A 15,165-nucleotide genomic window follows, 5' to 3' on the forward strand; every position below is an offset into this window, starting at 1 on the left:
ACCTGCGGTCACCACCCCGGCCGCCGAGCGCAGCTCGACGCGCACCGCCTCCGCTGCCACGCCGGCGGCGATGTCGGGCAGGCAGACGACGACCCGGCCGTCGTGCAGACCGGCGAGCCCGCCGCGGACGGCGGCCAGGTGCCCGGCGGCGGCGGCGGCCCGGGTGCGCGCGCCGTCAGCGACCTGGACGACCACCACGGCGTGCGGCCGGTCCAGGTCGGCGCCGAGTCGCCGGGCCCGCTCGCGCAGGCCGTCGGGGTCACGGCCCGGCGTGGTCAGCAACTCGCCGAGCAGCTCTCCGCGCACCCGGTGCTCGGCCTCGCCCGCGGAGCGCCGGATCAGCAGCAGCAGCGCGGTGACCAGCGCGGCGCGCTCGAGGATGCGCTGGTCGGAGTCCGAGAGCTCTTCCTCGCGGCACAGCACGAGGCCGCCGATCAGCTCGTTGTCGACCGTGACGGCGGCGGTCCACCAGTCGCTGTCCCGCACGGTGCGGCCGGTGGCGCGGGCCAGGCTGAGCGCGCCGGCGGGGTCGGGTGGCCCCGGATCGCCCCCGCTGGGGGTCGCCCGGCCGTCCTGGTCCAGCACGGTCAGCCGCCCGCCGAGCACCTCGGTGACCGCCACGGCGACCTCCTCCACGCCGCCGCCCCGCAGCACCAGGTCGATGAACCGGTCGTGCGCGCCGGCGGCGCGCTCGACCGAGGCGCTGTGCGCCCGCAGCTCGCGACTGGTGACCGAGAGCTCCTCGAGCGCCGCCCGCGTCTCCTCCAGCAGCCGGGCGTTGTCCAGGGCGATGGCCGCGTGCGCGGCGAGCGAGCCCAGAAGTGCGACCTCGGAGCGCTCGAAGGTGCGCTCGGTGCGGTCGGCGGCGTACAGCACCCCGATGACCTGCGACCCGCGGAGCAGTGGCACCCCGAGGATCGCGACCAGTCCCTCCTCGGCGACCCCGCCGTTGATGTCCTCGGTGTGCCGGAAACGGGTGTCGGTGAAGTAGCTGGCCGTCGCGTACGGGGCGGCGGTCTGGGCGACCAGGCCGCCGAGTCCTGCGCCCATCGGCAGCCGCAGCCCCTGGAACCAGGCCGAGACCGTCCCGTCGGTGACCCGCATGTAGGTGTCCCCGCGGGCGTCGTCGTTCAGCGTCAGGTACGCGGTGTCGGTGCCCAGCAGCTGGCGCGCCCGGTGGACGATCGCGGTCAGCACCGAGTCGACGCTGCGCAGCCGGGCCAGGTCGCCGGCGGTGTCGAACAGCGCCGACAGCTCCGCCTCTCGGCGACGGCGCGCCTGGAATGCCTCCCGCACCTGCAGGGCCAGCACCTTGGCCCGCTCCAGCTCGGCGATCTCGGCGGCCTGGGCTCCGGCGGCCCGGGCCTGCACCAGTGGTCGCTCGTACTCGATGGCCGCCGCGTCGCCGAGGAGCAGCTCCAGGAACTCGGCGGTGCCGCCGAGAGCCGGGCCGGGGATGACCGACGGGGAGTCGGGCGACGTCGTCACGACCGGCATTCTCACCGGTCGGACGGTCAGTGGGCGGTCCACCCGCCGTCCATCACCAGGGAGCTGCCGGTCACCGACGTCGCGGCCGGTGAGCAGAGCCAGGCCACCGCGTCGGCCACCTCCTCGGGCTCGATCAGCCGCTTCAGGGCGGCCGGGGCGAGCATCACCTGCTCGACCACGTCGGCCTCGGTGAGCCCGTGGGCCCGGGCCTGGTCGGCGATCTGCCCCTCCACCAGCGGCGTCCGTACGTAGGCCGGGTTGACGCAGTTCGAGGTGACCCCGTGCTCGGCGCCCTCCAGGGCGATGACCTTGGACAACCCCTCGAGCCCGTGCTTGGCGGTCACGTAGGCCGACTTGAACGGCGAGGCCCGCAGCCCGTGCACGGAACTGATGTTGACCACCCGGCCCCAGCCCCGCTCGTACATCGACGGCAGCGCACCCCGGACCAGCCGGAAGGGGGCCTCGACCATCAGCCGCAGGATGTAGCTGAACTGGTCGACCGGGAACTCGTGCAGCGGGGCGACGTGCTGCATGCCGGCGTTGTTCACCAGCACGTCGACGGCCAGGTCCAGTCGGTCGATCGCCGTCAGGTCGGAGAGATCGACGGCGACGGCGGTGCCGCCGACCTCGTCGGCCACCTGCTGTGCCGGCTCCCCGTCGCGGTCGACGACGACGACGTCCGCGCCCGCTGCGGACAGTCGCACGGCACACGCCCGCCCGATCCCCGAGGCGCCCCCGGTCACCATCGCGCGACGTCCGGACAGGGGCTCGGAGGAGGCCATGGCGGCGAGGCTAGGACGCCGACCGGTGCACGCCCATGGCCGCCCCGCACACAGTCGACTCCCAGGGCGTGGTGTGGCGGTACATGCGACGTCCCTGTCCTCTGTGGTCCTGGAAGGGTGCGGCTATGTCGGCTGCCCACATGAGCCAGGTCACTTTCTTCGGTCCTGAGCACATGGTGGGCATCGGGAGCCGGCCCTAGCGTCCACTGCGCCCGCTGACCGTCGGCGTCGACCGAGGAGTCCACATGTCCGCTCCACCGCTGGTGGCGGCGCCCGCCGTGCGCGGGGCAGGCGTGCCGACCACGTGCTCCCACCACGGGTCGTGGTGGTCACGGTTCCGTCGTGGACCCATGGCACGCCGCGACATGGATCACAGTCCGCCGTCGACTGCGCAGCGCCCGGTGAAGTGCCCTGTCGCCGACCGGCACGACCCGACGCCCGACCTCGGTCACGGGCTCCGGTCGGCCCACCCAGAGAGGAGCTGTCCGTGCTGAGCATCGACGCTCTCCACGTGACCTATGGCGGTGCCGTGCAGGCCCTCCGCGGTGTGTCGATGGAGATCCCCGACGGCGAGGTCGTTGCCGTCCTGGGCAGCAACGGGGCCGGCAAGAGCACGTTGCTCCGCGCCATCTCGGGCACCCTGCGCCTGCACCGGGGCCGGGTCGACTCCGGGTCGGTCCGCTTCGGTGACGACCAGCTCAGCGGTCGCGACCCGGCGCAGACGGTGCGGATGGGGCTGGTCCAGGTGCCGGAGGGGCGGCGCATCTTCGGCCGGCTGACCGTCGAGGAGAACCTCCGGGCCGGCGGGATGGGCAACCGGGACAAGGCGGCCAAGGCCCGGGCGCGGGACCGGGTGTACGAGCTGTTCCCGGTGCTGCAGGAGCGCAGCGGCCAGCGCGGCGCCCTGCTGTCCGGCGGCGAGCAGCAGATGCTCGCCATCGGCCGGGCACTGATGGCCAGCCCGAAGGTGCTCCTGCTCGACGAGCCGTCGCTGGGGCTGGCCCCGCGCATCATCGGGCAGATCGGCGAGGTCATCGCCGAGATCAACCGGCAGGGCACCTCGGTGCTGCTCGTCGAGCAGAACGCCACCATGGCGCTGGGGGTCGCCGATCGGGCCTACGTCCTCGACGTGGGCGAGGTGTCGCTGTCCGGCCCGGCCGCGGAGCTGTCCCGCTCCGACGAGGTGCAGCGGCTCTACCTCGGGCACGGCAGCGACGAGACGGCCGCCGTCACCGCCTCGGCTCCGCGCCGCACCCTCTCCCGGTGGACCGCGTGACCGCGCCGGCCGACGCCGGGCGGGGCACCTCGACCGACGTCCCGCCGGTGGAGGTGGAGAACGTCACCGTCCGGTTCGGGGCCATCACCGCGCTGTCCGACGTCTCCTTCACCGTCGCCCCCGGCGCCATCCACGCCGTCATCGGGCCCAACGGTGCAGGCAAGTCGACGATGTTCAACGTCCTGTCCGGGGTGTACCAGGCAGATGAGGGCCAGGTCCGGTTCGGCGAGCACCGGCTGGACCAGATGCGGCCGTTCCGGATCGCCGGCATCGGCGTCGCCCGGGCGTTCCAGAACATCGCCCTGTCCGCCACGCAGTCGGTCGCGGAGAACCTGATGCTCGGCCGGCACCACCTCACCAAAGCCGGGTTCATCGCCGCCGGCCTGCGGCTGCCGCGAGCCACCCGGGAGGGGAGGCGACACGGTGAGCGGGTGGCGGAGATCGCCGAGTTCCTCGAGCTGGGCGACAAGCTGCACACGCCGGTCGGGGTGCTGTCCTACGGCGACCAGAAGCGGGTGGAGGTGGCCCGGGCGCTGTGCACCGAGCCGCGGTTGCTGCTGCTCGACGAGCCGGTGGCCGGCATGAACGCGGAGGAGACCGGCCGCATGGCCGAGTCGATCCGCGAGATCCGGACAGCGCTGGGCATCTCGATCATCCTCGTCGAACACGACATGGGCATGGTCATGTCCTTGGCCGACCGGATCACCGTGCTCGACTTCGGCCGCCGGATCGCCGACGGCACACCGGCCGAGGTACAGGCCGACCCGGAGGTCATCCGGGCGTACCTGGGCTCCGGCGACGAGATCGACCCCTCGGACGCCGCTGCCGCCCACGGTGCCAGCAGCCACCCCTCCGACACGTCAGGGACCCGCTCGTGACTCAATTCCTGTCGCTGCTGCTCAACGGCATCTCGCTGGGCGTGCTGTACGCCCTCATCGCCATGGGGTTCGTGATCATCTTCAAGGCCAGCGAGGTCGTGAGCTTCATGCACGGCTCCCTGCTGCTCCTGGGGGCCTACTCCATCGCGAGGCTGTCCGGGCCGCTCGGCTTCTTCCCCGCCATCCTCGTCGGGATGCTGATCACCGCGACCGCGGCGTTCATCGTGGAGCGGCTGATCATCAACCGGTTGCGGGGAGCGCCGGTGATCAGCCTGGCCATCGTCACCATCGGCGTCGACATCATCCTGCTCACCGAGCTGATCCGGCGGCTGGGCTCGGACATCCTCAACGTCCCGCACCCGTGGGGTGGGGAGTCCTTCCGGATCGGCAACGTCGGCCTCAGTCAGAACCGGCTGATCGCGATCCTCGTCGCGGCGGTGCTCATCGCACTGTTCTTCGCGGCCTTCAAGTACTCCAACTGGGGCATCGCGATGCGCGCGTCGGCGGAGGACGGCGAGACCGCGGCGCTGATGGGGATCCGGCAGGGCCAGGTGTCCGCGCTGGCGTGGGTCGTCGCCGGTGTGCTGGCCGCCGTCGCGGCGTTGTTCCTCGTCGGATCACCCACCCCCGGCGTCACCCCCGCGGCGTACGCGGTGGCGCTGCGGGCCTTCCCGGCTGCCATCCTCGGCGGGCTGGACTCCGTCGGCGGTGCGCTGGTCGGCGGGCTGCTGATCGGGATCGCCGAGGCGCTGGCCGCCGGGTACCAGGACCAGCTGCTGTTCCTCGGCCGCGGCTTCAGCGCCGTCGTCCCCTTCATCGTGATGATCGCGGTGCTGCTCTTCCGGCCGTCCGGGCTCTTCGGGACCAGGGAGCTGACCCGTGTCTGAATCGACCGCCACGGCCGCGCGCGGATCGACCGCCAGCACGGCCAGGCCTGCTGCGGCGGGGCCGTCGCAGGGCCGCAGGCTGCTGCGGCCACTGCTGCTGGTCGCGCTGCTGGTCGTGCTGCTGCTGCTCCCGCTGTACGTCGAGGAGTTCTGGCTGCGGACCGGGTTCGCGGCGTTCGGCGCGATCGTCGGTGCCATCGGCCTGAACCTGCTGGTCGGGAACACCGGTCAGCTCTCGCTGGCCCATGCCTTCTTCCTCGCCGTCGGTGCGGTCAGCTACGTCTACGTGTCCGGCGAACCGGGCGGGCTCGGGGTCGCGGAGTTGAGCGGGCTCGGGCTGCCGCCGGTCGTCGGGATGATCGTGGGGGTCCTCCTGGCCGGACTCGCCGGGCTGGTCTTCAGCCCGCTCGCGGCCCGGCTGCGCGGCATCTACCTCGGTGTCGCATCGCTGGCCCTGGTGTTCATCGGCGTCCACGTCCTGAACGCGTGGACCTCGGTCACGGGCGGCTTCAACGGCCGTGCGGCGCCGGAGTTCGCCCTGTTCGGCTTCACGTTCGCGAGCCGGGACCCGGAGCTCTACGTCCTCGGTGTCCCGTTCCGGGAGTCCGAGCGGCTGTGGTACCTCGGGCTCGTGCTGGCCATCGCCGCCTACCTCTTCGCCCGCAACCTGCTGCGCAGCCGGCCCGGCCGAGCACTGCAGACCCTGCGGGACAGCGAGGTGGCGGCCTCGGTGATGGGCGTCAACGTCCAGGGCTACAAGGCGCGCATCTTCCTGGTCAGCTCGATGTACGCCGGGCTGGCGGGCGTGATGTACGCGTTGTCCATCGGCAGCATCGCACCGGAGTCCTTCGGCCTCGAGGTGTCGATCCTCTACCTCGCCATGATCGTGCTCGGCGGGCTGGGCTCGGTGAACGGCGCGGTGCTCGGGGCGCTGTTCGTCAGCGCGCTGCCGCTGGTCTTCCAGCGCTACGCCGACGTCATCCCGTTCGTGGGCGGGCGAGGCGAGGGCGGGCTCGCCGCCGGCGAGGCAGCGCGCTTCCTCTTCGGCACGGCGATCGTCCTGGTCATCCTCTTCGAACCCGCCGGCCTCGCCGGGATCGCCAGACGCGTGACCGGCCGTGGCCGTCGCCGTCCCGGCGGCCGCGTCACCGAGAGCGCGCCCGACACCTCCAGCCGTTCCACCAGCCCTGTCCCGTCAGAGAAACCAGCCCAAGGGAGCACGACGTGAGACTGAGCAATCGTTCGACCGGTGCCACGATGCTCGCCGCCGCCCTGGCGGTGGCGGCCAGCGGCTGCAGCACCAAGGCCCCGGAGAGCTCCGGTGGCGGCGGGAGCGGCGAAGGCGGGGCGGCGGCCAGTGACGTCATCACCGACGTGGGCATCGAGGGGAACACCATCACCCTCGGCGTCCTCACCGACCTGACCGGCGTCTTCGCCGCGCTCGGCCAGGACATCACCAACGCCAACTCGCTGTTCTGGGAGAACAACCAGGTCTGCGACACCTACGACGTCGAGCTCGACGTCCAGGACACCGGCTACGTCCCGCAGCAGGGCGTCCAGCTGTACAGCGGCATGCAGGACAGCATCCTGGCGATGCAGCAGACGATCGGGTCGCCGATCAACACCGCACTGGCGCCGGAGTACGAGTCCGACCAGATCGTCAACTTCCCCTCCGCCTGGTCCAAGACCCTCACCGAGATCCCCGGCACCGGCGTCGTCGGTGCCACGTACGACGTCGAGATCGCCAACGGCTACGACTACCTGTTCCAGGAGGGCCTGCTGAAGGAGGGCGACACCGTCGGCCACATCTACTTCGAGGGCGAGTACGGCGCCAACGGGCTGGCCGGGACCCAGGCCGTCGCCGCGGAGAAGGGGCTGGAGGTGATCGAGGCGCAGATCAAGCCGACCGACCAGGACATGAGCGCCCAGATCACCCAGTTCCGCGCAGCGGGCGTGGACGCGATCGCACTGACCGTCGCCCCCGGCCAGCTCGCGTCGGTCGCCACGGTCGCTCAGGCCCAGGGCCTGGACGTGCCGATCCTGGGCAGCAACCCGGTCTTCGCGCCCGGCCTGCTGGATGGTCCCGCGGCGGCGAAGATCAAGGAGGACCTCTACATCGCCTCGCCGGTGTCGTCCTTCGACGCACACCCCGAGCTGCTCGAGGAGTACCAGGCCGCCTACCCCGACGCCGTGCCCAGTCTCGGCGTGGTCGTCGGCTTCGGCATGGCCGAGATGATGAAGCAGGTGCTCGACGCGGCCTGCGAGAACGGGGACCTCACCCGTGAGGGCGTGGTCACCGCCTTCAACGAGCTGGAGGAGGTCGACACCGGTGGCCTCGTCGTCCCGATCCGGGGATTCGAGGTGGGTCAGTCGCCGAGCCTGCAGAGCTTCATCCTCCAGCCCGCTGACGTGCCCGGCGGCGCCACGGTCCTCCAGGAGGCCTTCGAGGGCGAATTCGCCACAGCCATCGCCGGCTGACCGCGTACGACCAGCGCGCGGCGCCCCTCCCCCGCGGGGGAGGGGCGCTCGGGGATCTCCTCAGTCGTTGCCGGGGCGGGCGACGGAGTCGTCGCGCTGGGCGGCGTCGTCGGTGAGCAGGACCGTGTCCTTCTCGCCGCCGTCCCCGCGGTCGTGGCCGGGGGTGCCGTCGACCAGGTCGCCCTCGGGGTCCGAGGTCGCCGGGGAGTCGTGGTAGCCGCTGCTGGTGGGTTCGGTCATGGGGTGGGCCTCTCGATCAGGGGGTCAGGTCGGGTCGGCGCGCTGCGCCAGGGAGGGCTCGGTCGGGGTGCGCTCCGGCTGGAGGTCGTCGCTCTGCGCGTCCCGCTCCAGCGCGGCGTCCCGGGTGAGCGGGACGCCCTCCCGCGTGCCGGTCGCGTCCGTGTCCTCTGCGCCGGTGCCGAGGTCGCTGTTGTCGCCCGTCCCCGAGGCAGTGGGCAGGTCCTGCTGGATGCGGTCGCTGCCGCCGGTCTCGCTCATCGCGGTCCTCCTCGCGTGGACGTCGTCCCCCGCCCATGCCCGCGATCCCCGGACCCCATGCACTGCCGGCCGCCTCCCCCGGTGCGGGGAGGCGGCCGGCAGTGGGGTCCTCGTTCAGAACGCGGCTTCGTCGACGTCCATGAGGGCGTTGTCGGTGTGCTCGACGATGAACCGCTCGCTGGTGAGCGTCGGCAGCACCTGGGCGCAGAAGAAGCGGGTGGCGGCGAGCTTGCCCTCGTAGAAGTGCCGATCGGACTCCGACACCTCGCCGGCCAGCGCGGTCAGCGCGACCTCGGACTGACGGACGAGCAGCCAGGCGGTGATCAGGTCACCGGTGGCCAGCAGCAGCCGGGAGGTGTTCTGGCCGACCTCGTAGAGCTTGCGGACGTCGGTCTGGGCCGCGGTGAGCTGGCCGAACATCGCGGTCAGCATCCCCTGGACGTCGCCGAGCGCGGTCGCCAGCAGCGCCCGCTCCTCCTTGAGTCGCCCGTTGCCGGCCTCCGCCGTGATCGTCGCCTGGACCTGCTCGGCCAGCCAGGTCAGCGCCACCCCGCCGTCCCGCACGATCTTGCGGAAGAAGAAGTCCTGCCCCTGGATCGCCGTGGTGCCCTCGTAGAGGGTGTCGATCTTGGAGTCCCGGATGTACTGCTCGATCGGGTGGTCCTGCAGGTAGCCGGAACCGCCCAGGGTCTGCAGCGACTCGGCGGTGAGCAGCTGGGTGGCCCGCTCGGAGCCGTGGCCCTTGACGATCGGCAGCAGCAGGTCGTTGAGCTTGGCGGCGAGGACGGCGTCGGGGCTGTCGGCCGTGCCGGCGGCCTCGGCCTCCATGACCTGGTCGCGGAAGGTCGCGGTGTACAGGTACAGCGCACGCATGCCCTCGGCGTAGGCCTTCTGCAGCATCAGCGAGCGCCGGACGTCGGGGTGGTGGGTGATGGTCACCCGCGGGGCGTCCTTGCTGGCGGCGGTGAGGTCGGCGCCCTGCACCCGCTCCTTCGCGTAGGCCAGCGCGACCTGGTAGCCGGCGGAGAGGGTCGCGATCGCCTTGGTGCCGACGAACATCCGGGCGTACTCGATCACCTTGAACATCTGGGCGATGCCGTCGTGCACGTCCCCGACCAGCCAGCCCTTCGCCGGCACCGGGCCGTCGCCGAAGCTCAGCTCGCAGGTGGTGGAGACCTTCAGGCCCATCTTCTTCTCCACGCCGGTCACGTACACGCCGTTGCGCTCGCCGAGCGCGCCGGTGGCCAGGTCCACGTGGTACTTCGGGACGACGAAGAGCGACAGGCCCTTGGTGCCCTGCTTGGCGCCCTCGGGCCGGGCCAGGACCAGGTGGACGATGTTGTCGCTGAGGTCGTGCTCGGCGGAGGTGATGAAGCGCTTCACCCCGGTGAGGTGCCATGAGCCGTCGGGCTGCTGCACCGCCCTGGTGCGCCCGGCGCCGACGTCGGAGCCCGCCTCGGGCTCGGTGAGCACCATGGTGGCGCCCCAGAGGTGCTCGATCATCAGCTCGGCCAGCCGCTGCTGGTCCGGGGTGCCCAGGGAGTGCAGGATGGCGGCGAAGGTGGGGCCGGAGCCGTACATGAACGCCGCGGGGTTGGCGCCGAGCATCATCTCGAAGGCGGCCCAGCGCAGGCTGAACGGTGCGCCGAACCCGCCGAGCTCGTCCGGCAGGTCGAGCCGCCACCACTCGCCGGCGTTGACCGCGCGGACCGACGCCTTGAACGACTCGGGCAGCGTCACCGAGTGCGTCGCCGGGTCGAACACCGGCGGGTTCCGGTCGGCGTCGGTGAAGGAGGCGGCGAGCGGGCCCTCGGCGAGCCGCCGCACCTCGGCCAGCACCCCGCGGGCCGTCTCGGCGTCCATCTGCTCGAACGGCCCGGTGCCGAACCTGTCCTTGGTGCTCTGGAACTCGAACAGGTTGAACTCGAGGTCGCGCAGGTTTGCCGTGTAGTGGCTCATGGAGGGCGCTCCCGTGCTCGCTGTTGCCCGCGAGCAGGTCCTACTCGCGGGTAACAAACGCTATTACCGCCCGGTCGCCAGGGGCAAGCGCCGCGCCGCGCCCGGCCCTCCGGAGGGTCAGCCCCTGCCGTGCGCGTCGGGCTCGGTCTCCGGCGGCGGGTAGACCGGGCCGGCCATGCCGTCGGCGTCGTCCTCGCCCTGGGTGGGGGAGACGGCGCCGCCCAGCGGCTCGACGTCCCGGTCGTCCTGCGGTCCCTGCGCTGAGCTGGTCATGTCCCGAGTCTCGACCGCGCGCGGCCGGGCGGCGAGCCGGCGGGTCAGTCGTCCAGGACCGGGCCGGCCTCGTGGCGAGGGTGCCCGGACGTGCGCTCGCCCTGCTTCATCCGCGCCTCGAGCACGTGGCGGTCACCGCCGGCCAGCTCGTCGCGGGCGCGCTGGTCGAAGGCGCGGTAGGTGCTCCAGTAGTTGGCGTCGTAGTCCTCGACGACCTGGAAGGTCCACCGGTCGGCGAGCACGTTGCGGCCGACGAGGTCGCGGTCGAGGTCGTCGGCGAGCTCGGTGTGCCCGGCGTCGCGGAGGCCGGCGACGGCGTCCTGCAGGAGGAGGTCGGCCTTGCCGGTGAGCTGGTGGAAGCCGTACAGCAGGCCGCGGGCCTGCTCGACGGTCTCGAGGGACTCGGAGAGCTTGCCGAGGGCGGCGATGGTGGCGTCGTCCAGGTCCGGACGCGAGCGGTCGGTCATGGACCGATCCTGCGGGTGCCCGCGTCGTCCTGCCCGGCGGCCCCGCTCAGCAGTGATCAGGTGCCCTGATCACCGGCTGTCCCCCTGCACCAGCGTTGGTGCGGGAGGGCAGCGTTGGATCAGGGCACCTGATCGACGTCGATCAGGCGGCGGGGGGCCGGGAGCCGGCGACGGCGGAGTCGATGAGCTGCTCGGCCAGCCGGCGCCCGTGCGAGGCGGGGCCGTCGGGGCCGAGGAGGCCGCCGGAGAGGTACATCCCGTCGATGATCAGGTGGACCTGCGCGGCGAGGTCGTCGCCGCCGCCGGGGATCAGCTGGTCGGCCAGGCCCTCGAGCCGGGCGTGCAGCTCGAACTTGTAGTCGGCGGCCGCGCTGCGGGCGGGGTGCTGCGGGTCGTCGTACTCGCTGCTGACGTTGGTGAACGGGCAGCCGCGGAAACCGACGCTGGTGACGTCGGAGTCGACGGCGTCGACCACCGCCAGGAGCGCGGCCCGCGGGTCGTCCCGGTGCCGGGCCAGCTCGGCGTCGATGGAGGCGAGCACGGTGGCGGCCTTGCGCGAGAGGTAGGCGCCGACCAGGTCGTCCTTGCTCTTGAAGAGCCGGTAGACCGTCATCTTGCCCAGGCCGGTCTCCCGGACGAGTTCGTCCATCCCGACGCTGCGGGAGCTGCGCGCCGAGAAGAGACGCTCGGCGGTGTCCAGGACGATCTCCTGCCGCTCCGCGCGGGAACGACGGGCCGGCACGGTGCCGTCCTCAGGTGCGTGGAGGGAGAGTGCTGCGGCGGTCACGGTCTGATCGTGCAGCACATCGTGACGGAGCGGTTCGCGGCACGCCGGGGTGCGCAGGGCCCTGACCAGGGCATCCGGGGCGGGAGGGGCATCCCGGGGCGGCGGGGGACTGTGAGGCGGGTGTGACTCTCCGCCAGGAGAGCTGGTCGCGCCCGCTCAGTTGCGGCGGATCCGCCGGGGGTTGGCCAGCATCCGGATGGCCGTCGCCTGCTGCGCGGTCTGCTCCTCGTCGGGGGTGGCGGTGTCGTCCAGCTGCGGGTCGCGTTCGTCGTCGTGCACGTGTCCCACCCTCCCCGTCGGGCCTGCGGAGGGACAGCCCCCGGACGGGTGGACGACGGAGACGTCGATCACCTGGTGCGGTCGGGCACCAGGTGTGGCACGTCCAGCACCGGGGCGGGGGTCTCCCGCGGGGCGCGGGCCCGGGTGAGGGGCAGCGTGACCGCCCAGGTCAGCACGGCGAGGGTGGTGACGAAGAAGCTCGGCGGCAGGTTGACCATCGCCGAGAGCACCAGGCCGAACCAGACGCTGCCCAGGGCGATGGCCACGGCGATCGCGGCCACCAGCCCGGGCCGGGCGGTCATCCGCAGCGCCGCCGCGGCCGGGGTGACCACGAGGGCGAACAGCAGCAGCGTGCCCACCACCTGCACGGCCATCGTGATGGTCAGCGCGAGCAGGACGACGAAGGCCACGCCCAGCGCCCGCACCGGGACCCCGCGGGCCTCGGCCACGGTCGGGTCCACCGAGGCGAACACGAGGGGCCGGGCGATGACCGCGAGCACGCCGACCACGAGCAGGGTGAACCCGCCGAAGACCCACAGCTGGTCGGTGGAGATGGCCAGCAGGTTGCCGAACAGCACGGTGGTGGTGGCGCTGGCGTTGGCCGTGGCCAGCGAGGCGAACAGCACGCCGAGGCCGGTGGCGAACGCGAGGATCGTGCCGGTGGCCACCTCGCGGTCGGCCACCCGCTTGCCGAACAGCCCGATCAACAGCCCGCCACCGACGCAGAACACCGCCAGGCCCAGCGTCACCGGGGCGCCGACCAGGATGGCGCCGGTCGCGCCGGGGAAGCCGATGTGGGCCAGGGCGTGCGCGGCGAAGGCGTTCTGCCGGGTGACGACGAACCAGCCCATCAGCCCGGCGGCCAGCGCGACCATCGAACCGCCGAGCAGGGCGTGCTGCATGAACGTGGTCTGCAGCACCTGCAGCCAGTTCTCCTGGAAGGTGACCACCGGCTCAACCGCCCCGGGTGAAGAGATCGCCCTGCGCGGTGCGCACCACCCGGACCGGGGTGCCGTACAGGTGGGTGAGCAGGTCCTCGGTGACGACGGCGTCGATCGGGTCGTGGTGCGGGTGGCCGTCGAGCAGGTAGACGGCGTCGGTGAGCACGGGCAGCAGCGGGTTGAGGTCGTGCGCGACGACCAGCACCGTGACCCGGCGCTCGCGGGTGAGCTCGCCGAGCAGCGCGACCACCTCGTGCTGGTTGCGCAGGTCGAGGTTGGCCAGCGGCTCGTCGAGCAGCAGCAGCTCGGCGTCGTCGACGATGGCCTGGGCGATCGCGACCCGCTGCTGCTGGCCGCCGGACAGTTCGGACATCCGCCGGTCGGCGTAGCCGTCGGCGCCGACCCGGCGCAGCGCGTCGTCGACCCGGGCCCGCTCGGCGGCCGAGGCGCGGCGCAGCCCGAAGCGGCCCCCGGTGAGGCCGAGCATCACCAGGTCGCGGGCGCGCACCGCCTCGCCCAGTGCGGCGGTGTAGTTCTGCGGCACGTAGCCGATCCGGCGGTCGCCGCGGCTGGGGGTGCGACCCAGCACCTCGACCCGCCCGCCGGCCGGGGGCAGCATGCCGAGGACCAGCTGGAACAGCGTGGTCTTCCCGGCGCCGTTGGGGCCGATGACCCCGACCACGGCGCCGGTGGGCACGGTGAGCGTGCCCTGCGACCAGACGACCCGGCCACCGCGGACGACCGAGACGTCGTCGAGGACGAGCGCCGCTGGCCGCGCGGCGGCCGGGTCAGCCGTCGGGACGTCTGTCACTGACCCCCACCGAGTGCGTTCGACAGCTGCTGCAGCTGGTCCAGCTGCCAGGACACCAAGGACGACTCCCCGTCCGGCGCCGACTCGGTGACCTCGACGACCGGCACGTCGGCCGCCTCCGCCGCGGCGCGCAGCTGCTCGGGGACGCTGCCCTCCGTCTGAGAGTTGTACACCAGCACGTCGACCGAGCCGGCGGTCAGCGCCGCCTCGAAGGCGGCCACGTCGCCGGGCGCGGGGTCGGTCTCGTTGCTGGCGGCGTCGCGGTAGCCCTCGGGGGTGGCGTCGGTCAGGCCGATCGCCTCGGCGGTGTACTGGAACACGCTCTCCGTGGCGGCGTAGGAACGCCCGGCGGCCGCGGTCTCCAGCGCCGCCAGCTCGTCCAGGTAGGGCTGCAGGTCCGCCTCCCAGGCCTCCGCCTGCTCGGCGAAGTGGTCGGCGGCGTCGGGCGACAGCTCGCTGAGCTGCTCGGTCACCGCGGCGGCGACGTCCTGGACGTACTCCGGGGAGTACCACAGGTGCGGGTTCACCCCGCCGTGCGCGTGCCCCTCCTCGCCCTCGGCGTGCTCTTCCTCGGCGTGCTCCTCGCCCTCCGCGTGCTCCTCTTCCTCGGCGTGCTCCTCGTCCTCGGCGTGCCCATCCTCCTCGATGCCGACCACCTCGGACGCATCGACGACGGCGGTGTCGGAGCCCGAGGTGGCGACGGCGTCGGCGGCCCAGTGGTCGTAGTCGGCCCCGTTGAGCACGGCCAGGTCGGCGTCGGAGAACGCCGCGATGTCGGCGGTCGTCGGCTCGTAGTCGTGCGGGTCGACCGCGGAGGAGGCGAGCACGGTGGTGACGTTCGCGCAGTCGCCGCCCAGCTGCTCGACGATGCTGCCCCACTGGCTCACCGAGACGACGACGTCGAGCACCTCACCGGGGCAGTCCGCCTCGTCGGCCTGGGTCGTCGTGGTCCCGGCGCCGGCGCTGGAGCCGCCGCAGGCGGCGAGGGTCAGCGTGGCGGTGGCGGCCACGGCGGCGAGCGTCGGACGGCGGAACAGGTCGAGGCGGCGCACGGGAGTTCCTCACGGGGGCAGTTACTGGGAATGGTCGTCACAATCAGTATCACCCCAGCCGTGCGCTGTGTCGATGTCGGCCCTCCCACAGTGAGCCCGCCCCGGTCCCGGCCCGCTACCGTCCGGGCGTGCCGATCCAGCCCGGACGTACTCCGGTCCGTCCGCCGACCGCCCCACCCCGGCGGACGCCGCGGACGCCGGACCGTCGGCCCGGGCCCGCACCGGCCCCCGCCCCGCCGGGCCGTCACCAGCCGGGCCCCGAGGAGCCGGGCCCGAAGGAGCCGGGCCCCGAGGAGCCGGGCCGGGACT

Annotated in this window: 17 protein-coding genes; 5 read left to right on the forward strand and 12 right to left on the reverse strand. The window is 72.7% G+C overall.

Features of this window, described 5'->3' with window-relative positions:
* Together IN07_RS12890 and IN07_RS12895 are read right to left on the reverse strand one after the other, a co-directional pair.
* Positions 1–1,497 (reverse strand): GAF domain-containing protein (locus IN07_RS12890; RefSeq protein ID WP_064972409.1); only part of this gene is annotated, 1,497 nt, incomplete at its 3' end.
* 17 nt (positions 1,498–1,514) lie between these two features.
* On the reverse strand, positions 1,515–2,270 hold the full coding sequence (locus IN07_RS12895) for a 3-hydroxybutyrate dehydrogenase (protein ID WP_036336311.1): 756 nt from the start codon (positions 2,268–2,270) through the stop codon (positions 1,515–1,517).
* Positions 2,271–2,757: 487 nt separating this feature from the next.
* Between IN07_RS12895 and IN07_RS12900 the strand changes: the two genes are divergently transcribed.
* From IN07_RS12900 to IN07_RS12920, 5 genes are read left to right on the forward strand one after another with little or no spacing between them, the layout of a single operon-like run.
* A complete protein-coding gene (locus tag IN07_RS12900) occupies positions 2,758–3,546 on the forward strand; it encodes an ABC transporter ATP-binding protein (RefSeq protein WP_036336312.1) in 789 nt (262 codons plus the stop codon).
* Complete coding sequence (locus tag IN07_RS12905) at positions 3,534–4,424, forward strand: ABC transporter ATP-binding protein (protein ID WP_231558283.1); 891 nt, start codon at positions 3,534–3,536, stop codon at positions 4,422–4,424. Before IN07_RS12900 ends, IN07_RS12905 begins: the two co-directional genes overlap by 13 nt.
* Positions 4,421–5,311 (forward strand): branched-chain amino acid ABC transporter permease, encoded by an 891-nt coding sequence (locus IN07_RS12910; RefSeq protein ID WP_036336314.1) that lies wholly within the window; start codon positions 4,421–4,423, stop codon positions 5,309–5,311. The genes IN07_RS12905 and IN07_RS12910 overlap by 4 nt, the downstream gene beginning before the upstream one ends.
* Positions 5,304–6,539, forward strand: a complete 1,236-nt coding sequence (locus tag IN07_RS12915) for a branched-chain amino acid ABC transporter permease (RefSeq protein WP_052091222.1) — start codon at positions 5,304–5,306, stop codon at positions 6,537–6,539. The genes IN07_RS12910 and IN07_RS12915 overlap by 8 nt, the downstream gene beginning before the upstream one ends.
* Complete coding sequence (locus IN07_RS12920; RefSeq protein ID WP_052091223.1) at positions 6,536–7,789, forward strand: ABC transporter substrate-binding protein; 1,254 nt, start codon at positions 6,536–6,538, stop codon at positions 7,787–7,789. The genes IN07_RS12915 and IN07_RS12920 overlap by 4 nt, the downstream gene beginning before the upstream one ends.
* Positions 7,790–7,849: 60 nt before the next feature.
* Here the strand turns inward: IN07_RS12920 and IN07_RS12925 are convergent, their stop codons facing one another.
* From IN07_RS12925 to IN07_RS12960, 10 genes are all read right to left on the reverse strand, one after another.
* A complete protein-coding gene (locus IN07_RS12925; protein ID WP_036336318.1) occupies positions 7,850–8,029 on the reverse strand; it encodes a hypothetical protein in 180 nt (59 codons plus the stop codon).
* Positions 8,030–8,053: 24 nt separating this feature from the next.
* Positions 8,054–8,287, reverse strand: coding sequence for a hypothetical protein (locus IN07_RS12930; protein ID WP_052091224.1), 234 nt, complete (start codon positions 8,285–8,287; stop codon positions 8,054–8,056).
* Between the two features lie 114 nt (positions 8,288–8,401).
* A complete protein-coding gene (locus IN07_RS12935; protein WP_036336320.1) occupies positions 8,402–10,246 on the reverse strand; it encodes an acyl-CoA dehydrogenase in 1,845 nt (614 codons plus the stop codon).
* Positions 10,247–10,363: 117 nt separating this feature from the next.
* Entirely contained in the window at positions 10,364–10,519 is a 156-nt protein-coding gene (locus IN07_RS25800) for a hypothetical protein (RefSeq protein ID WP_197058471.1), read from the reverse strand.
* 44 nt (positions 10,520–10,563) lie between these two features.
* The gene (locus IN07_RS12940; protein ID WP_036336322.1) at positions 10,564–10,986 is read right to left on the reverse strand and encodes a hypothetical protein; all 423 of its coding nucleotides are present in this window, start codon (positions 10,984–10,986) and stop codon (positions 10,564–10,566) included.
* A gap of 142 nt (positions 10,987–11,128) precedes the next feature.
* Positions 11,129–11,773 carry a TetR/AcrR family transcriptional regulator gene (locus IN07_RS12945; RefSeq protein ID WP_036336400.1) on the reverse strand — a complete coding sequence of 215 codons (645 nt, stop codon included), beginning with the start codon at positions 11,771–11,773 and terminating at the stop codon, positions 11,129–11,131.
* A gap of 156 nt (positions 11,774–11,929) precedes the next feature.
* The gene (locus tag IN07_RS26700) at positions 11,930–12,052 is read right to left on the reverse strand and encodes a hypothetical protein (RefSeq protein WP_269429964.1); all 123 of its coding nucleotides are present in this window, start codon (positions 12,050–12,052) and stop codon (positions 11,930–11,932) included.
* Between the two features lie 68 nt (positions 12,053–12,120).
* On the reverse strand, positions 12,121–13,002 hold the full coding sequence (locus tag IN07_RS12950) for a metal ABC transporter permease (RefSeq protein WP_231558285.1): 882 nt from the start codon (positions 13,000–13,002) through the stop codon (positions 12,121–12,123).
* A 4-nt stretch (positions 13,003–13,006) separates the two neighbouring features.
* Positions 13,007–13,804, reverse strand: a complete 798-nt coding sequence (locus tag IN07_RS12955; RefSeq protein WP_036336323.1) for a metal ABC transporter ATP-binding protein — start codon at positions 13,802–13,804, stop codon at positions 13,007–13,009.
* Positions 13,801–14,856, reverse strand: coding sequence for a metal ABC transporter solute-binding protein, Zn/Mn family (locus IN07_RS12960; RefSeq protein WP_036336324.1), 1,056 nt, complete (start codon positions 14,854–14,856; stop codon positions 13,801–13,803). The genes IN07_RS12955 and IN07_RS12960 overlap by 4 nt, the downstream gene beginning before the upstream one ends.
* Positions 14,857–15,165: the final 309 nt, after the last annotated feature.

Origin of the sequence: Modestobacter caceresii (genome assembly GCF_000761485.1) — a bacterium.
GTDB classification, from domain to species: domain Bacteria; phylum Actinomycetota; class Actinomycetes; order Mycobacteriales; family Geodermatophilaceae; genus Modestobacter; species Modestobacter caceresii.